The sequence below is a fragment of the Corallococcus carmarthensis genome (genome assembly GCF_003611695.1).
Classification (GTDB): Bacteria; Myxococcota; Myxococcia; order Myxococcales; family Myxococcaceae; genus Corallococcus; species Corallococcus carmarthensis.
Genome location: NZ_RAWE01000010.1, coordinates 48,647 through 65,337, shown reverse-complemented (window position 1 = coordinate 65,337; position 16,691 = coordinate 48,647). Strand labels below are relative to the sequence as shown.

Annotated in this window: 17 protein-coding genes; 11 read left to right on the top strand and 6 right to left on the bottom strand. The window is 70.2% G+C overall.

The window, feature by feature from the left end:
• The first annotated feature begins 4 nt into the window (after positions 1–4).
• Positions 5–1,552, top strand: a complete 1,548-nt coding sequence (locus D7X32_RS04865; protein WP_120601324.1) for a DUF1501 domain-containing protein — start codon at positions 5–7, stop codon at positions 1,550–1,552.
• An 80-nt stretch (positions 1,553–1,632) separates the two neighbouring features.
• Here D7X32_RS04865 and D7X32_RS04860 read toward each other — a convergent pair whose 3' ends face one another.
• Together D7X32_RS04860 and D7X32_RS04855 are read right to left on the bottom strand one after the other, a co-directional pair.
• A complete protein-coding gene (locus D7X32_RS04860; protein WP_120601323.1) occupies positions 1,633–2,871 on the bottom strand; it encodes a hypothetical protein in 1,239 nt (412 codons plus the stop codon).
• A 44-nt stretch (positions 2,872–2,915) separates the two neighbouring features.
• The gene (locus D7X32_RS04855; protein WP_120601322.1) at positions 2,916–3,800 is read right to left on the bottom strand and encodes an NAD-dependent epimerase/dehydratase family protein; all 885 of its coding nucleotides are present in this window, start codon (positions 3,798–3,800) and stop codon (positions 2,916–2,918) included.
• Between the two features lie 93 nt (positions 3,801–3,893).
• On the opposite strand from D7X32_RS04855, the gene D7X32_RS04850 reads away from it, so the two are divergent.
• A complete protein-coding gene (locus D7X32_RS04850; protein ID WP_120601321.1) occupies positions 3,894–4,835 on the top strand; it encodes a LysR family transcriptional regulator in 942 nt (313 codons plus the stop codon).
• A gap of 6 nt (positions 4,836–4,841) precedes the next feature.
• On the opposite strand, the gene D7X32_RS04845 is transcribed toward D7X32_RS04850, so the two are convergent.
• On the bottom strand, positions 4,842–5,927 hold the full coding sequence (locus D7X32_RS04845) for an aldo/keto reductase (RefSeq protein WP_120601320.1): 1,086 nt from the start codon (positions 5,925–5,927) through the stop codon (positions 4,842–4,844).
• Positions 5,928–6,019: 92 nt separating this feature from the next.
• Here D7X32_RS04845 and D7X32_RS04840 point away from each other — a divergent pair, with 92 nt between their 5' ends.
• From D7X32_RS04840 to D7X32_RS04825, 4 genes are all read left to right on the top strand, one after another.
• Entirely contained in the window at positions 6,020–6,427 is a 408-nt protein-coding gene (locus D7X32_RS04840) for a MarR family winged helix-turn-helix transcriptional regulator (protein ID WP_171446466.1), read from the top strand.
• Positions 6,428–6,534: 107 nt separating this feature from the next.
• Entirely contained in the window at positions 6,535–7,914 is a 1,380-nt protein-coding gene (locus D7X32_RS04835) for a hypothetical protein (RefSeq protein WP_147450031.1), read from the top strand.
• 141 nt (positions 7,915–8,055) lie between these two features.
• Complete coding sequence (sitA5, locus tag D7X32_RS04830) at positions 8,056–9,354, top strand: SitA5 family polymorphic toxin (protein WP_208752316.1); 1,299 nt, start codon at positions 8,056–8,058, stop codon at positions 9,352–9,354.
• 7 nt (positions 9,355–9,361) lie between these two features.
• Positions 9,362–9,589: a hypothetical protein gene (locus tag D7X32_RS04825; RefSeq protein WP_120601318.1), complete on the top strand. Its 228-nt coding sequence runs from the start codon at positions 9,362–9,364 to the stop codon at positions 9,587–9,589.
• A gap of 19 nt (positions 9,590–9,608) precedes the next feature.
• On the opposite strand, the gene D7X32_RS04820 is transcribed toward D7X32_RS04825, so the two are convergent.
• Together D7X32_RS04820 and D7X32_RS04815 are read right to left on the bottom strand one after the other, a co-directional pair.
• Positions 9,609–9,908: a DUF3817 domain-containing protein gene (locus D7X32_RS04820; RefSeq protein WP_120601317.1), complete on the bottom strand. Its 300-nt coding sequence runs from the start codon at positions 9,906–9,908 to the stop codon at positions 9,609–9,611.
• Positions 9,905–10,273: a hypothetical protein gene (locus D7X32_RS04815; RefSeq protein WP_120601316.1), complete on the bottom strand. Its 369-nt coding sequence runs from the start codon at positions 10,271–10,273 to the stop codon at positions 9,905–9,907. Before D7X32_RS04815 ends, D7X32_RS04820 begins: the two co-directional genes overlap by 4 nt.
• Positions 10,274–10,419: 146 nt before the next feature.
• On the opposite strand from D7X32_RS04815, the gene D7X32_RS47455 reads away from it, so the two are divergent.
• Positions 10,420–11,436, top strand: coding sequence for a GlxA family transcriptional regulator (locus D7X32_RS47455; protein ID WP_120601315.1), 1,017 nt, complete (start codon positions 10,420–10,422; stop codon positions 11,434–11,436).
• Here the strand turns inward: D7X32_RS47455 and D7X32_RS04805 are convergent.
• Positions 11,369–12,301, bottom strand: a complete 933-nt coding sequence (locus D7X32_RS04805; RefSeq protein ID WP_120601314.1) for an MBL fold metallo-hydrolase — start codon at positions 12,299–12,301, stop codon at positions 11,369–11,371. The genes D7X32_RS47455 and D7X32_RS04805 overlap by 68 nt on opposite strands.
• 111 nt (positions 12,302–12,412) lie before the next feature.
• Here D7X32_RS04805 and D7X32_RS04800 point away from each other — a divergent pair, with 111 nt between their 5' ends.
• The 4 genes from D7X32_RS04800 to D7X32_RS04785 are packed head-to-tail and all read left to right on the top strand — an operon-like array spanning position 12,413 to position 16,578.
• Positions 12,413–13,300, top strand: a complete 888-nt coding sequence (locus tag D7X32_RS04800) for a LysR family transcriptional regulator (RefSeq protein ID WP_120601313.1) — start codon at positions 12,413–12,415, stop codon at positions 13,298–13,300.
• Between the two features lie 39 nt (positions 13,301–13,339).
• Positions 13,340–13,927 (top strand): NYN domain-containing protein, encoded by a 588-nt coding sequence (locus tag D7X32_RS04795; RefSeq protein ID WP_120601363.1) that lies wholly within the window; start codon positions 13,340–13,342, stop codon positions 13,925–13,927.
• Between the two features lie 27 nt (positions 13,928–13,954).
• Positions 13,955–15,703 (top strand): DUF885 domain-containing protein, encoded by a 1,749-nt coding sequence (locus D7X32_RS04790; protein ID WP_120601312.1) that lies wholly within the window; start codon positions 13,955–13,957, stop codon positions 15,701–15,703.
• On the top strand, positions 15,700–16,578 hold the full coding sequence (locus tag D7X32_RS04785) for an alpha/beta hydrolase (protein WP_147450030.1): 879 nt from the start codon (positions 15,700–15,702) through the stop codon (positions 16,576–16,578). Before D7X32_RS04790 ends, D7X32_RS04785 begins: the two co-directional genes overlap by 4 nt.
• Positions 16,579–16,691: the final 113 nt, after the last annotated feature.

Here is a 16,691-nt window from a genome sequence, read left to right as displayed (position 1 = left end):
CCCCATGACCACCACCCGTCGCCAGTTCCTCCGGCGCGCCACGCATGGCCTGGGCTTCCTGGCCGCCGCCGCCGCCCTTCCCCGCTGGGTGGGCAACGCCCACGCCGCCAACACCAGTGGCTACTCCGGCAGCCGCGTCGCCGTCTGCGTCTTCCTGCTGGGAGGCAACGACAGCAACAACATCCTCATCCCGCGCGAGACCAACGCCTACGCGCAGTACCTGGCCGCGCGGCCCACCATCGGGCTGAAGCCGGAGCAGTTGGATCTCATCAACCCCACGGGCCTGGCCGCCGGTTCCTTCGCCCTGCCCAAGACGCTCTCGAAGCTGCGCGCGCACTTCGAGGCGGGGCGCGCCGCGTTCGTGTGCAACGTGGGCCCGCTGGTGCTCCCGCTGACCAAGGCGGACTACCTGGCCGGCGGGACCGCCGTGCCGGAGAACCTCTTCTCCCACAGCGACCAGCAGGACGCCTGGGCGAGCGCGCTGGCCAACCCCGGCTCCAGCACCGTCACCACCGACATCAAGGTGACGGGCTGGGGCGGCCGCGCGGCGGACAAGCTCCACATCCTCAACTCCAGCACGCCGCCGGACTACCCGGAGGTGACGTCGTTCGGAGGCAAGCCGCGCTTCTGCGCGGGCGTGGACCGCAAGCCCATGATGGTGGCTCCGGACGGCACGCTCGCGTTCCGCACCCTCAGCACACCGCCGTCGGACTTCGACCTGCTCCAGCAGGCGGCGCTGGCGGACGTGATGGCGGAGCAGGACAGCAACGTGCTGGAGACGGCCTACGCGGGCGTGTTCACCACGGCGCAGACCTTCTCCGCCGCCCGCGCCGCCGCGCGCGACGCGGCGTGGGCGCAGCTGCCCCAGGCCACCCGCGACACCATCGATGGCTACTTCGTGCCCACGCTGCCGCCGGAGGACACCGCCAGATGGACGCTGCACACGCAGCTCTACCAGGTGGTGCGCGACCTGGTGGCGGGCGCCATGCCGACGAACAAGGCGGGCCTGGGCCTCAAGCGCCAGGTGTTCTCCGTGGGCTTCGGCACCTTCGACACGCACCATGACCAGGACGTGGACCAGCCGAAGCTCCTGGAGCAGCTGGACTTCGCGCTCGACGCCTTCCAGAAGTCGGTGACGCTGCTGGAGACGCAGACCGCGTTCGGGGCCAACGCGCCGCAGGCCACGCTCTTCACCATGAGCGACTTCAGCCGGACGCTGCTGGAGAACGGCGACAGCGGCACGGACCACGCCTGGGGTGGCCATGCCATCGTCCTGGGCAACCGCGTGGCGGGCAAGGCGCTCTACGGCACCTTCCCCAGCCTGGACCTGTCGGGCTCGCTGGACGGCTCCACGGACGAGCGCGGCCGCTGGATCCCCACGCTCACGGTGGAGCAGTACGGCTGGTCGCTGGCCTCGTGGCTGGGCCTCACCACCGCCGTCGAGCGCGACTACGTGTTCCCCAACCTCGCCGGCTACGTGGCGGACGCGGTGGCGCGCAGCTTCCCGGCGCAGGCACGCAAGTACAAGATCGGCTTCATGCTGGCGGACTGACGTGAAGGCCGTGTGAATGAAGAAGGCCGCGAGCCCCCTGCTGGCTCGCGGCCTTCCTCCCCCTCATCCGTGAAGCTCCGTCAGTTCCCGCAGGCGGGCATGCCCGGCAGCACCGCGAGGCCCCGGGCGCAGCCCACGTCGCGCACCGCGAGCGCGCGGTCCTGGGCGTTGAAGGTCTCCAGCGCGCCGGACAGCTCCGTGACGAGCTGGGTCTTCAGGGTGGCGGTCGCAGGCGTGGGGCCGGACGCCAGCCCGCGCGCGGTGGCCAGCTCCAGGAGCGCGTCGAACACCTCACCCAGCGCGGCCTCCGTGGTGCGCTCGCGCGCCGGGAGCGCGGAGAAGTCCACGCCCGACTCCCAGACGTGGCGGAGCACGTGCAGCGTCTGGACGCACTCGCTGTTGGACATGTCGACGGTGAACGTGCGCTGCGGTCCGGTGGGGCCGGTGCTGATGGACGCGTCCGTACAGACGTGGTGCGAGATGCGGTCCGCCAGCGTGTGCAGGTAGATGCCCGCCCGGGCGTCGGCGGCGTTCGCGCCGATGTACGCGTCGAAGCCGGTGGACAGCACGCCCGCGTCCACGTCGATGACCTGCGGTCCGGTGGTGGTGTTGAAGGGCACCGCGACGGAGCCCACCGCCGCCAGGCTGCCCGTGACGGCGCCGGGCTGGCCGTTGAACTGGTAGCATGCGGGCCCCAGCGCGTAGCCCGTCCCCGACGCGGGCACCGTCAGGCCCGCCGTGCAGCCGCGCCCGCCGCCCTGTCCCTGGAGCGCCCACGCGCGGAGGTTCGCGAGCAGCACCTCGTCCACGTCCGTGGCATCCGGATGCAGGCCGTCCACGGCGGGGTCCGGATACGCGGCGCCGCCGTTTCGAGGGGCGACGAAGTGGAAGAGCACGCCGCCGTGGTCGAAGTCGCCCCGGGTGACGCCGGTGATGGACTTCGTGGTGAGAGCCGCCGCGTTCGAAGCGGGAGCACCATTCAGCGTGCGAGGCGCGAACGAGCCCAGGTCCGTGGCTTCGTCGTAGGCGGCGATCCAGTACGCCTGCGTGGGGGAGAAGCCCACCGCCTGCGCGAGGAGATAGGTGGCGTCCACGTGGATGAGGCTGCGGCCTCCGTTGGACTGGTTCTTCGCGTTGCCCGCGGCCACGAGCGCCGCGGACTTGCACGCCGCGGACGCGTCACCGGGCGCGCAGCCCGCGGGCAGGGGCTGGCAGTTGAGCGGCGCGGAGCCGTTCGCCGCGTAGCAGAGGTCCTCGCCGAAGGCGAAGACCGGGGTGGAGAACAACAGCGAGGCCAGGAGCAGGGGTCGGGGGGTCATGCCCTCCTCAACACCCCAGTCCCCGGCGGGTTGCGGGCGTGTGACTATTTCAGCTCAGCGAGGACGTCGAACACGGAGGGCCGGTGCGGCTTCCAGCCCAGCGCGCGGGCCCGCTTCGCGCGGATGCGGCTGTTGGACGCGAGCGCCAGCCGCCCCAGCTCCACGCCCCAGCGCTTCTCCCCTTCCTGAAGCGGCATGCTGGCCACGGGCAGGTGGAGGCTCCTGCCAATGGCCGTCACCACGTCCCGGAAGTTCGCCTCGCCGTTCTCCGCGAAGAAGAACGTGCCGGCCGGCGCGCGCTCCAGCACCAGGAGGTACAGGTCCGCCAGGTCCTCGATGTGCACGTTGGACCAGACGTTCTCCCCCTTCCCGATGTAGCGCGCCGTGCCCGTCTCCCGCGCGTACTGGATGAGCGGCGGCAGCTGCACGCTGTCCGGGTTCAGGCCCAGCCCCTTGCCGTAGATGAGGCACGGGCAGATGACGTTCGTGTGGATGCCGTCCTTCGCGGCGTCCAGCACCGTCTTGTCCAACGAGATGCGCGCCACCTTCTCCGGCACGGGCTCGATGGGCGTGTCCTCGTCGTGCACGCCCGCCGTCAGCTCGCCGCCCGCGTCGGTGGCGACGATGCTGGAGCCGCTGGTGTGGATGAAGTGCTTGCCGGAGCCCTTCAGCGCGGCGATCAGCGCCTCCACCACCTTGCGCTCATCCGCGGACGCCGCGTTGATGACAGCGTCGGATTCCTTCGCCAACCGCGCGAGCGCGTCCAGGTCGTCGAACGAAGCGACCGTCGCCTGGATGCCGCGCGCCTCCAGCGCCCGCGCCTTGTCCTGGGTCCGGGCGGTGCCCACCACCTGATGGCCCGCCGCCATCAACCGCGCCGCCACCGACCCGCCGATGTACCCCGTCGCGCCCAACACGAAGACTTTCATGATCCGCTCCCGTGAATGGGAGGAAACCTGCACTGTTCCCCGGTGGACGGGTAGTGGCTTGCCGGGCACATGTCCTGTTCCTAGAGTTCTTGAATGACCCTCATCCAGGAGCCGCTCGCCGGGCTGGGTGCCTTCGTGCGCACCCTCGAAACGGGGAGCTTCAGCGCGGCGGCACGGGCGCTCGGCGTGTCCCCTTCCGCGGTCAGCAAGACGGTGGCCCGTCTGGAGGGCCGGTTGGGGGTGCTGCTCCTTCAGCGTGGCACGCGGCGGCTCCAGCCGACGCCAGAGGGCCTGTCCCTCTTCGAGCGGGGCCAGCGCATCGTGGCGGAGCTGGAGGCGGCGCAGGGCGAGCTGCGCGAGTCGAAGGGTCCCCGAGGCCCGTTGCACGTCACCGCGCCCATGGACCTGGGACGCTACTGGCTGGTGCCACGCCTGCCGGCGTTCCTGGCCGCATATCCGCAGGTCCAGTGCGCGCTGGGGCTCACGGACCGCTTCATCGACCTGGTGGAGGAGCGCGTGGACGTGGGGCTGCGCATGGGGGAGAGCGCGGACGCGCGGCTCGTGCGCCGCCGTCTGGGCGAATCGCGAGCCGTCATCTGCGCGTCGCCCGCGTACCTGCGCCGGCACGGCACGCCCCGGAAGGTGGCGGACCTCCAGCGCCACGCGTGTCTGGCCTACCTGCGCGACGGACAGCGCGTCCCGTGGCGGCTGGATGGCACGCCGGTGGACGTGCCCGGCCCGTTCGCGTCCGACAACAACGAAGCGCTGCTGGCGCTGGCGGTGGAGGGCGTGGGCATCGCGCGCATCCCGGAGTTCGTCGCAGCGCGGGCGCTGGCCTCCAGACAGCTGCGGGCCGTGCTCGGCGAGGTGCACTCGCCGGGGCCCGACGTGTTCGTCGTCTATCCGGAGCGGCGGCACCTGTCGCCCCGCGTCCGCGTGTTCGTGGACTTCGTGGCGGACGCGTTCGCGCGCGAAGAGGCGCGGGCGCCCGCTCCCGCGAAGGGGCCGGGCGGAAGGCCCCGGCCCCGGCGGTGACGGCGGTCAGTAGACCTTGTCGCCCTTCTCCACCCCGAAGGGGGAAGCCGGCATCTGGATGCCGTTCACCGTCGTCCCGCCGTTGTGGATGGCGGGGAAGATGGGCTCCATGCTCTGCGGGAACCCGAACGTGGGCTTCGTGAGCTCATCCAGCCGGCCCAGCTCCTCGGCCGTGAGCTTCACGTCGGCGGCCTTCAGGTTGTCCTCGAGCTGCGAGAGCCGCCGCGCGCCGATGATGGTCGAGCCCACCCCCGGCTTCGCCATCACCCAGGCCAGCGCCACGCGCGCCGGAGTGCTCTCGTGCGCGCGAGCGATGGCCTCGAGCGCGTCGACGACGGTGTAGGTCTTCTCATTCAGGTAGGGCTCGATGAAGGCGCCCCGGTCTCCCTTCAGCTGGCCCGCGTTCGCGCGGGTGTACTTGCCGCTGAGCGCGCCGCTCTTGAGCGGCGACCAGGGGGTGATGCCGAGCCCGTGCTCCAGGGCCATGGGCACGAGCTCCTGCTCCACGCTGCGCTCGAGCAGCGAGTATTCAATCTGCAACCCGATGAAGGCCGACCAGCCCCGGAAGCGCGCGGTGACGTTCGCTTCGACGATCTTCCACGCCGGCGTGTCGGAGACGCCCAGGTAGCGGACCTTGCCGGCCCGGACGAGGTCCTCCAGCGCGGCCATCGTCTCGTCGATGGGCGTGTGCTTGTCCCAGTTGTGCAGCCAGTACAGGTCGATGTAGTCGGTCTGCAGGCGGCGGAGCGAGTTCTCGCACGCAGAGATGATGGACTTGCGGCCGGAGCCGCCCCCGTTCGGGTCCCCGGGGTACAGATTCCCGCTGAACTTCGTGGCGATGACCAGGCGGTCGCGGCGGACCGCATTCCGCCCGATGTGGTCGCCGATGATCTTCTCGGAATGGCTCTTCGTGTAGAAGTTCGCGGTGTCGATGAAGTTGCCGCCCAGTTCGATGAACCGGTCGATGATCTGCTCGGACTCCTTCACGCTGGTGCCCCAGCCAAGGTCTTCACCGAACGTCATCGCACCGAGGCACAGCGGGCTCACGCGGAGGCCTGAGCGGCCGAGCGTTACGTAGTGGTCGAGAGGCATGGAGGCTCCTGGGGATGTGCTACTTTTTCGACGGCCGAATTGGTTCCGCCTTGAAGTGATTTAATTTTGTACCAATTTCCACGCAAGGGCCCATGTCGAAAATCGACCCGGCGAAAATCTGGTCGCTGAACTACAACCTGCTGATGTCGGTCATCTCCGGTGTCTCCCCCGACATCGCGGAGCTGGGGCTGGACACGAAGGAGCTCTTCGTCCTGGCGCAGGTGGAGGAGCACCCCTACCCGGCTGAGCTGGCGGCGACCCTGAGCATGCCGAAGCCGACGGTGACGGTGTACGTGAAGCGGCTGGAGGCTGCGGGCTTCCTGCGCCGGGAGATCGACGCCGCGGACCTGCGGCGGCACCGGTTGCAGGTCACCCCCTCCGGGCGCAAGGTGACGGCGCGGGGGCTCGCGCTGCTGTCGGACGCGTTCGGCGCGCGGCTTGGCCGCCTGAGCGCGGCGGAGCAGGCGGAGCTCCGGAGCCTGCTCGAAAAGCTGAGCTGACGGCGCGGAGCAGCAGTCCGCCTGGCTGCTTGCATCCCGCGGCGCCCCTGGATGTATTCCCCACCGAATGCCGAGGCGGGTTTGCGCCCGGCGGGGGTTCCCTACACATGCGGACGCGTCGCGCGGGTGAAGTGGTTCTGGGTGCAGTCGTCGGTCTGTGGCTCGCGGCCTGTGGTGGCGGCGACAAGGTGAAGGTCCGGGGGCACGTCACCAACGGTGGCGGCCAGCAATCGCAGGGGCTCGTGGACGGCGCGCCCGCGCTGGGGGGAGACGGGACGGCGTCGGCCACCACCACGGTGCGGATCAGCCGCGTGGTGACGTCTGGCGACCTGACGACGCTGGCGGAGGCGGACGTCGCGGCGGATGGCAGCTACACGCTGGATCTGGACGACGCGGGGCAGCGGCTGATCATCGAAGCGGTGAACAAGTCCGGCGCCACGGTGGGCTCCGCGCTGCTGGACTCCACGGAGCCGCCGTCCGGGCAGGACGTGCGCACGGCGCCGCCCATCACCAGTGAGTCCTCGCTGGAGGCGGAGGTCTTCGTCCAGATGGTGCGGGATGGGGACGCGCCGGACGGCGTGGACACGGTGGACCTGCGCGCGCGGCTGAACGTGGAGCAGGCCACGGCGGTGCGGGGCCAGCTCAAGGAGACGGCGACGGAATCGGTGGAGGCCCTGGCCGCGGCGGTGAGCGCGGCGCAGGCGACCCGGATCAAGGCGTATGCGCGGGCTGGAGTGGTCGTCACGCAGGGACAGCTCTTCAGCGCGTCGCTGGACGCGGCGGCGAAGCTGGACGCGGCGCTGGACGCGGGAGGGCAGGCGGCGGAGGCGTATGACGCGTTCTTCGCGGCGGTGCGCGCGGCCACGCCCCAGACGAGCGACACGCAGGACCAGCAGGCGGAGCGCGAGGCCAGCGTGTCCTACCGCATGGCGGTGGAGGCGCGGTTGTCCAACGGCGCGGGGATCGCGGTCACGGACGCGTCGGTGCGGGCCGCCGCGGCGCTGGAGGCGCGCGCCACCGAGGCCGCCGTGAAGGCCCTGCTCCAGGGCGCCAGCGCCGCCGACACGGTGCTGGCCCAGGCGAACACCGCCGCCACGGCCCTGCGAGCGAGCCTCTCCAGCGCCACGTCGGCCAGTACCGCTGCGACGGCGTGGACGGCGTACGACGCGCAGCTCGCCACCAGCGGCAACGCGTCCGTGATGGGCGTGCAGTTGGGGGTGACGAGCAGCAACCAGCTCGCCTTCGACTCAGCGGTGCACGCGGGCGCGCAGGCGGGCGCGACGCTCGAATCCACGCTGGGCACGGTGTTGGAGCAGTCCGGCAAGGCGTCCGCCACGGTGCTCTCCGAAGCGGTGGTCAACGCCTTCACCACCTATGACGCCGCGGTGCGCGGCGGCGCCACCGCCACGCTGACGGCCTTCGGCGCCAAGGCCACCACCGGCGTGGAGCTGTTGATCATCTCCGAGGGTTCGTTCCGCCTGCGGTAGATGTGATGGCTGGAGGCCACGTCCCCATTCGGGCGTGGCCCTGGTGTCTGGTGGTGGAGCCTTTTTCGACCGCACGGCTTCACAGGAGCTGGATGACCGAAGGAGCCTTTCGGGAAACCGACATGGTCCCGGGGGCACCGCATGCGGATCCATTGGCTGTTACTGCTCCTGTTCTTCGCTGGCTGCAGCAGCCCCCGTCGAACGGTACGCCTGGACATCGGTGGCCGCACGCAAGTCGTCATCCATCCGCGCCCGGATGACTCGCAGGCGAGGGTGGACGCGGATGACTTCGGGAAGGCCGTGGAGGAACTGGCTCGTTCCGTGAGCCCTTCCCGGCAGCCACAAGAAGCGGCACGACTCCTGTGGCAGGTGGCCCCGCGCAGTGGCTCCTACCTGTTTGACCCACGCAGCCATCGCATCACACCGCTTGGACCAGGTGAACACACGGACGCGCAGGCTTCCGACGCCGACGCGAACCTGACGCGTGCATACCTGCGCTGGTGCGAACACACGGGCAGAGCAGGCGACTGCCTGCGCCTGCTGATGGAAGGACCCACGGTCACCGGGGATGGGCGCTATACGCTCGCCATGGCACTCGCCCAGGGCGTTGTCCTGGAGGAGATGCAGGATGCATTCAGCGCCATGGCAGATCCACAGGCCGTGCTGACGACAGTCCTATGGACCTGGACCACGTACCTCATTCTGCTCTCGGTGCCTGAACCCTTCTCCAAGGGACTCGCCGCCGTAATGACCGCCACGCTCATCGCCTACGTGGGCGTCGACACCTTCTGGACCCTCATCGTGGGATTCAAGCAACTGATGGAAGCCGCGGACCGGGCCTCCACGTTCGGAGCGCTACGCGAGGCAGGTGAGCACTACGGCAAGGTCATGGGCCGCAACGCGGCACGAGCCTTCGCCATGCTGGCCACGGCAGCCATCGGCGCCTCGGCTCCCGGATTGGCTGCGAAAGTCCCCAGACTCCCTGGCTCAGCACAGGCTGCCCTGCAGGCGGAATCCCAGCTGGGAGTTCTACTCCCCGCAGTGGAAGCGGTGACGGCCGTCTCAATCGGCCCCTCGGCGGTCACGATCTCCCTCGCACCTAATGCAGTAGCGATGAGTGCACGGGATACGAACCCGGGAGCCTCTTCCCCAACTGGCATCGGCATTCCAGAAGGAAAGGCTCGGCACATCTTCCGTTCCGCGCCAGGGCATCTTCCGGATACACCAGCCAATCGGCAGCTGCTTCAGGAGCTTGCGGCGGATGAATCCGCGAGGCTCGGAACAGATCGGTTCGGCAACATGTGGTCCGCGAGGCTCAATCCGGATGGGACTCAACTCTGGGTGCAGGTTCGAAGAGGAGAGATCATCAATGGAGGGCTGAATCAGGTCGCGCGCGACTACAACACCCAGATGGGGCTTTCCGCTCCCACCAGACCTTGAGGCCGCGATGGAAGACGTGCTGACGATCAAAGAGGCCTATGCGGCGATGTTCGAGTATCTGAAAGAGCTGTACGGAATGAATCCTTCGGACGAGCTGGGCGGACTGCTGGGCAGCATGTCCCTGCTTGACGATGGCACGCCCGCGGACCCCGCCGTCTGGTCGGACTGGATGCTCGCCGTGCGGAAGGCGCGGCAGGGAGCCGTCGACCTACGGCTGAAACTCAAGCAGGAGTAAGCCTCTCGCGTGGGAGACCTCAGTCCCCCACGCGCTGCTCCTCCCGCCGCAGCGCGCGGTCCAGCACGAAGGTCCCGAATGGCACGAGCGACGCGCCGAACGCCGCGAACGAACGGCGCGCCGGCCAGCCATGCTCGGAGGCCGCGCGGAACAGCGAGGACATGAAGAGCAGGAACAGGAGCCCGTGGACGCTGCCCGCGACCTTCACCGCCAGGGGCTGCCCCAGCAGGTACTTCACCGGCATCGCGATGAAGAGCAGCCCCAGGAAGGACATCCCCTCCAGGAAGGCCACCCACCGGAGCTGCCGCAGCGCATTCATGGCTCCACTCCTGGCCAGCGCGGCCGGAAGATCATCAGCACCAGGACGCAGAAGAACGGCACCGCCGCCAGCAGCGCCCCCACCACCGTGCGCCGCTCACGGGTCGCCATGGCCACCAGCGCCAGCTGCGACACCAGCGACAACGACAGCCCACCCAGGACCCACGGCTCCGTCAGCGCGACGTTGAGCTGGAGCGTGAGCAGGTAGCCCGCCGTCCACGTCACCACCAACCCCGGCGACGCGATGGCGTGCACCGCGCGCTTGCGTTCCAGCGAACCCGTTGCCACCAACGCACCCACGAGCCCGCCTCCGTAGAGCACCACGCCCACGAACTTCAGCAGGAGCAGCAAGCGGTAGATCAACACCCGGCATCCTCACCGTGCACCCTTCGCACCCCGTCCGTATGGCACGCCCCTCACCCGCGCCGTGAGTGGCGGAAACGCCATTTTCCGACGACTTCCCGCCACGGCCGACGCTGGCGGGAACACCCCTGTCCTGGCATCTTCCCGCCATGCACACGGTGGCCATCGTCGCGCTGGACGGAGTGGTGCCCTTCGACCTCTCGATTCCCACCGAGGTCTTCCGCCACGTGCGGCTGCCCTTCGGCGGCCCCGGCTACCAGGTCCGCGTCTGCGGCCTGACACCAGAGGTCCACGCGGGCGCGTTCCGGGTGAAGACCCACCATGGCCTGGGCGCACTGGCGCGCGCGGACACCATCTTCCTGCCCGGCATCATGGACGTCTCCGCGCCCGTTCCCCCCAGGCTCGTGAAGGCGCTCCGCGCGGCGGCGGGCCGGGGCACGCGCATCGCGTCCATCTGCTCGGGGGCGTTCCTGCTGGCCGCGACGGGGCTGCTCGACGGACTGCGCGCGACCACGCACTGGATGGCCGCGGAGGAGCTGGCCCGGCGCTTCCCCTCCATCCAGGTGGATCCCAACGTCCTCTACGTCGACAACGGCCAGTTCCTCACCTCCGCGGGCGCGGCGGCGGGGCTGGACCTCTGCCTGCACCTGGTGCGGCGCGACCATGGCTCCGCGGTGGCGGCGGACGCGGCCAGGCTGGCCGTGATGCCGCTGGAGCGGGACGGCGGCCAGTCCCAGTTCATCACCCACGTGCCCCCCACGCCCGAAGGCGCGTCGCTGGAGCCGCTCCTGTACTGGATGGAGGACCACCTGCACCGGCCGCTCACGCTCCAGGCCCTCGCCCGGAAGGCGGCGCTGAGCGAGCGCACCCTGAGCCGCCGCTTCCGGGAGCAGACCGGCACCACGCCCCTCCAGTGGCTCCTCCACGCCCGCGTGCGCCGCGCCCAGCACCTGCTGGAGACCACCAGCCAGTCCGTGGAGGCCGTCGCGCAGAAGGTGGGCTTCGGGTCGCCCACCACGTTCCGCGAACACTTCCAACGCTTCGTCACCACCAGTCCCCTCGCCTACCGCCGCGCGTTCCGGGGAGGCCCTGACAGCCTCAGTGCTGGTGGCCGAAGCGCACCTCCACCTCCGGGTGCGCCGCGACGAAGGCGCGCAGCTTCTTGAAGCTCACCACGCCGCGCGGCCCATCCTCCGTGAAGGAGCCCGGCTCCACGTCGTGCTCCCAGCCCCAGCGCGTGTGGCTGGCGTCGCCCAGCAGCAGCACTGGCCCCTTCGTGGAGCGCACGAGGTACGCGGTGCTGCCCGGCGTGTGCCCCGGCACCCAGAGCGCCCACACGGACGCGTCCCCGAAGACGTCCACCGCGCCGTCGAAGAGCCCCTTCGGGTCCGCAGTGTAGTTCCACTCGGACAGCGCCGGCTTGCCCGCCAGCGCGCGGTCCGTGGCGCCCTGCACCACCAGGTTCCTGAAGGCGCGGCTGCCCGCCTCACCCGGGCCGGTGAACACGGGCGTCCCCGCCGGAGCGTCCGCCATGCCGCTGATGTGGTCCGGGTGCAGGTGCGTGAGGAAGACACCGGAGAGCGGCTGGGGCTGCTTCGCCAGCCACTCGCCCAGCGGCTCCAGCACCGTCATCTTCTCCATGTGCATCGCGTTCGCCACGATGCCGCCCAGCGCCGCGCGGTCCGGCGCGTCCCGCAGCGCCGTCTCCACGCCGGTGTCCACGATGTACAACCCCTTCGTCGGGTGGCGCAGCGCATGGAAGAAGACCTGCGCGGGTTCGTCCCCGTCCTCCAGGTGCGCCGCCTTCGCCGTGGGGTGGTCCAGGTTGATGAGGCCGCCGCGGTCCACCGCCCAGTCGCACGAGGTGACCGTCTCCAGCTCCACCGGCCCCGGCACGTCCAGCTCCGCGAGCAGCGCGTCCGCGGGCCGCGTCACGCCGAGCGCGGACTTCTGGACGCCGTGGGAGGACGTGGCGCAACCGGTGGCGATACCCGCGACGGCCAGGCAGAGCGCGAACAGGGTGGACTTCATGGCGGGACTCCTTCTTCCGGGCACGAGGCACCGGGCGTTCGGGACAGGCGGGAAGATGCGGGATGCGCCCGTGGATGGAAATCCATCAAAACGGCATGATGCCATCCATTCATGGATATCTCCTGGGATGACGCCCGGCTGTTCCTCGCCATCGCGGAGACGGGCAGCTTCAGCGGGGCGGCGAGGCGGCTGCGCATCGGCCAGCCCACGGTGAGCCGGCGGCTGGCCGCGCTGGAGTACGCGGTGGGCGCGTCACTGTTCCGCCGCGGCGTGGAGGGCGCGGCGCTCACGGCGGCTGGCGAGCGGCTCGTCGTTCCCGCGAAGAAGATGGCGGAGTGGGCCGGGGAGCTGCACCGCGCGGCGGAGTCCGCGGACAGCTCGCCCCGGGGCATCGTGCGCGTGACGGCCACGCCGTTCATGAGCTTCGACTTCGTGGCCCCCTTCGCCGCCTTCGTCGCCCAGAAGCACCCGGGCCTGCGCCTGGAGGTGCATTCGCAGATCCAGTACCTGGACCTGGGACGAGGCGAAGCAGACCTCGCGCTGCGCGGACGGCTTCCCACCAGCGCGGACCTCAAGCTCGTGGACACGCTGGAGGTCCCCAACAGCGTCTTCGTGTCCAAGGCCCTCAAGGCCCGGCTGCCCAAGAAGGTGACGCTCCAGCAGCTGCCCTGGGTGGCCTGGGGGCCTCCCTTCGAATCCGTCCCGCCCAACCCCCAGCTGGAGTCGATGATCCCCGGCTTCGCCCCGTCGTTCACCGCGGACAACTACCTGGTGATGCTCGCGGCGGCGGAGGCCGGCCTGGGCGCGATGGTGATGGCGCGCATGGCGCACCGCTTCACGCGCCCCACGCAGCTGGTGCCCCTGGACCTGGACCTGGGGCCCTTCTCCCGGAGCCAGACCCACCTGGTCTGCGCGAAGTCCGCGCTGGATATTCCCCGCGTGCGGCGCGTGTCGGAACTGCTGCTCGAGGAGTTCCGGCGCATTCGCGTGGGTCGATGAAAACCCACAACGGGCGGCAGCCCGCGTATTGTGCCCGCCATGCAATCCGCCCGACCCGCCGCCGCATCCTACGTCCTCATCGACGCCGAGAACGTCGACTGGGCCGTCTCCAACATCGTCGGACGCAAACCCGAGCCCCAGGATCGGGTGCAGTTCGACCGGCTCGTCGCCTTCTGCGACACCTACTTCCCCAAGCCCGTACGCTGCGTGGTGGTGCTCAACGCGCGCGGCGAGCAGCTTCCCGACGCGATGATTGGCTTCGTGCGCGCGCTGAAGTCCGCGGGGTGTGAGGTCGCGCTGCTGCACGGCCGGCCGGATCAGAAGGTCGTGGACCTGGGCATCCTCAAGCTCTTGGAGAACATCCGCACCCAGCGCCCGGGGGCGGCGGTCGGCCTGGCCAGCCACGACGGCGCGGACTTCGCGGAGGCGCTCAAGCCCCTGCTGGAGGAGAAGCGCCAGGTCGCCGTGCTCGGCCTGCGCGAGTACGTGAGCCAGCGCTTCCGCGAGCTCACCCCCCTGGGCCTGAAGGTCGTCGACCTGGAGCTCAACGCCCGCGTCTTCCAGCGTCCCCTTCCCCGGCTGCTGCCGGTCAACGTGGACGAGTTCGATCCTACGATGTTCGTGTAATCGCGGTTCCCACTCCGGAGTCCGTCCATGTCATCCGAGTCCGTCCGCCAGCGCGGTGCTGCCTCCGCCGCGTTGCACGCCCTGCTGGAAGCGGAGTGGCAGTACTCGCTCCAGCAGTACCCCACCTACGCGTCGCTCCTCGGGGACCGGCGTTGGAACGACACGTGGGATGACTTGAGCCTCGCCGCGCTGGAGGCGGATCACCGGCACAGCCATGACGTGCTGCGCCGGCTTGAGGACGTGGACCGCGCCGGGCTGGATGACGACGCGGACCGGCTGCATCTGGACCTCTTCCGCCGGATGCACGAGACGTGGATTGAAGAGTACGGGGTGAAGTGGCACCTCCTGCCCCTCAACCAGATGGGCGGCCTGCCGGAGGGGCTCAAGCAGCCGCCGGGGCTCCAGACGGCGTACCAGCTCGCGGACACCCTGCGCTTCGAAACGGTGCGGGACTACGAGGACTGGGTGAAGCGGCTGGAGCGCTTCGGCACCTACGCGGATCAGGTGGTGGCGCTGATGCGCGAGGGCATGCGCCAGCACCGCATCCACCCGCGCATCGTGCTCCAGCGCATCCCGCCGCAGCTGGAGCGGCAGGTGGTGGAGGATCCGGCGCGGAGCGGCTTCTACAGCCCCTTCACGCGCATGCCGAAGGACTTCGCACCGGAGGACGCGCGGAGGCTTCAGCAGGCGGGCCGTGACGCCATCGCGAACACCGTGGTGCCCGCGCTCAAGCGCGCCCTGGACTTCGTGACGGCGGAGTACCTCCCCGCCGCTCCGGAGACCGTGGGCGTGTGGCAGTTCCCGGAGGGTGAAGCGATGTACACGGTGCTGGCGCGCCGGCACACGACGACGCGCCTGACTCCCGATGAGATCCACGCGATGGGGCTCGCGGAGGTCCAGCGGCTGAGCGCGGAGCTCGACGGGGTGATGGCGCGCACGGGCTTCACCGGCACGCGGCAGGCCTTCTTCGAAATGCTGCGCACGGAGCCGCGCTTCTACGAACCCACGGGCGAATCGCTGCTCGCGCGCTACCGGGCGCTGGCGAAGCGCATTGATCCGCTGCTCGAGCGCCTGTTCCGGACGATGCCGAAGAAGCCCTACGTCGTCGAACCCATCCCGGAGGCCATGGCCCCGGACGTGACGACGGGCTTCTACTTCCCGGCCTCCGCGGACGGCTCGCGCCCGGGCACCTTCCAGGTGAACCTCTACCGGCCGGAGACGCGGCCCGTCTGGGAGATGGTGCCCCTGACGCTGCACGAGGCCGTGCCCGGCCACCACTTCCAGGTGTCGCTGGCCTCCGAGCAGACCGACGTGCCGGACTTCCGCCGCTTCACGTCCTACGTGGCCTTCGATGAAGGCTGGGCGCTCTACAGCGAGTCGCTGGGCGACGAGCTGGGCCTGTACGACGACCCGCACGACAAGTTCGGCCAGCTGGCCTACGAGATGTGGCGCGCGGTGCGGCTGGTGGTGGACACCGGCCTGCACGCGAAGCGGTGGACGCGCAAGCAGGCGCTGGACTTCTTCATGGAGAACGCGCCACGCCAGGAGCTGGACATCACCAACGAGGTGGACCGCTACATCGCGTGGCCGGGCCAGGCGCTGGCGTACAAGGTCGGCCAGCTGCGCATGCGCGCGCTGCGCGACCGGGCAGAGGCCGCGCTGGGGACGCGCTTCGACGTGAAGGCGTTCCATGACGAAGTGCTGCTGACGGGCTCGCTGCCGCTGGACGTGCTGGAGGCGAAAGTCGACGCATGGGTGGCCCGGGAGTCCGCGTGAAGCGTCCGCTCATCGCCGGGCTGGTGCTGGGTGGCGTGGCCCTGCTGGCGATGGCGGCCTGGGTCGCGGTGCGCAGCGCGCGCTACATCTCCCAGGAGGTGCACCCGCCCCGGCAGCCGGTGGGGAGTCCGCCGCAAGAAGCGGAGTTCGCGGGCTTGCGCGACGTGGCGTTCCAGGACCGCGACGGCCTCCAGCTCAAGGGCTGGTACCTGCCGCCGCGCGACGGGGCGCTCGTCATCCTGGTCCATGGCCTGACAGGCAACCGCACGCAGCTTTTGCCGGAGGCCCGGTTCCTGGCGAAGGCCGGGTACGGGCTGGTGCTCTTCGACCTGGGCGCGCACGGTGAAAGCGGCGGGACGGTGTCCACCTACGGCGACCGCGAGGCGGCCCAGGTGCAGGCCGCGGTGGACTTCGCCGCGCATCAGCCGGAGGTGGACGCGAAGCGCATCGGTGCGCTCGGGTTCTCCCTGGGCGGCTATTCGGTGCTGAAGGCCGCGGCGGCGGATCCGCGACTCAAGGCCGTGGTGGTGGAGGCCGCGGCGGTGGCGCCCGCGCAGGCGCTCCAGGATGAGCTGGGACACTGGGGCCCCCTGGGCCTTTGGCCTGCGCTGGGGGTGATGAAGCGCGCGGGCGTGGACGTGAACGCCGTGCAGCCCGCGCGTGACATGGCCGCGCTGGCGGGCCGCCCCGTCCTGCTGGTGGCCGGCGCGGCGGATCCGTGGGTGCCGGACGCCGCGCTGGAGGACCTCCTGCGCCAGGGTCAAGGCCCCTGGGAGAAGTGGCGCGTGCCTGGCGCGGGGCACGAGAACTACCTCCAGGCCTCGCCGGAAGAATATCCACGCCGCGTCCTGGCGTTCTTTTCGCGCTTTCTCTGAATGCGAAGGCTGGGGGGCGGCCAAGGGGCCGTCCGGATGTAAGGAATCTGCCCAGGCGCGATCATTCCTTTCCAGGCATGGCATGCTCGGGGGCCGGGTTGGCCCGTCTTTCC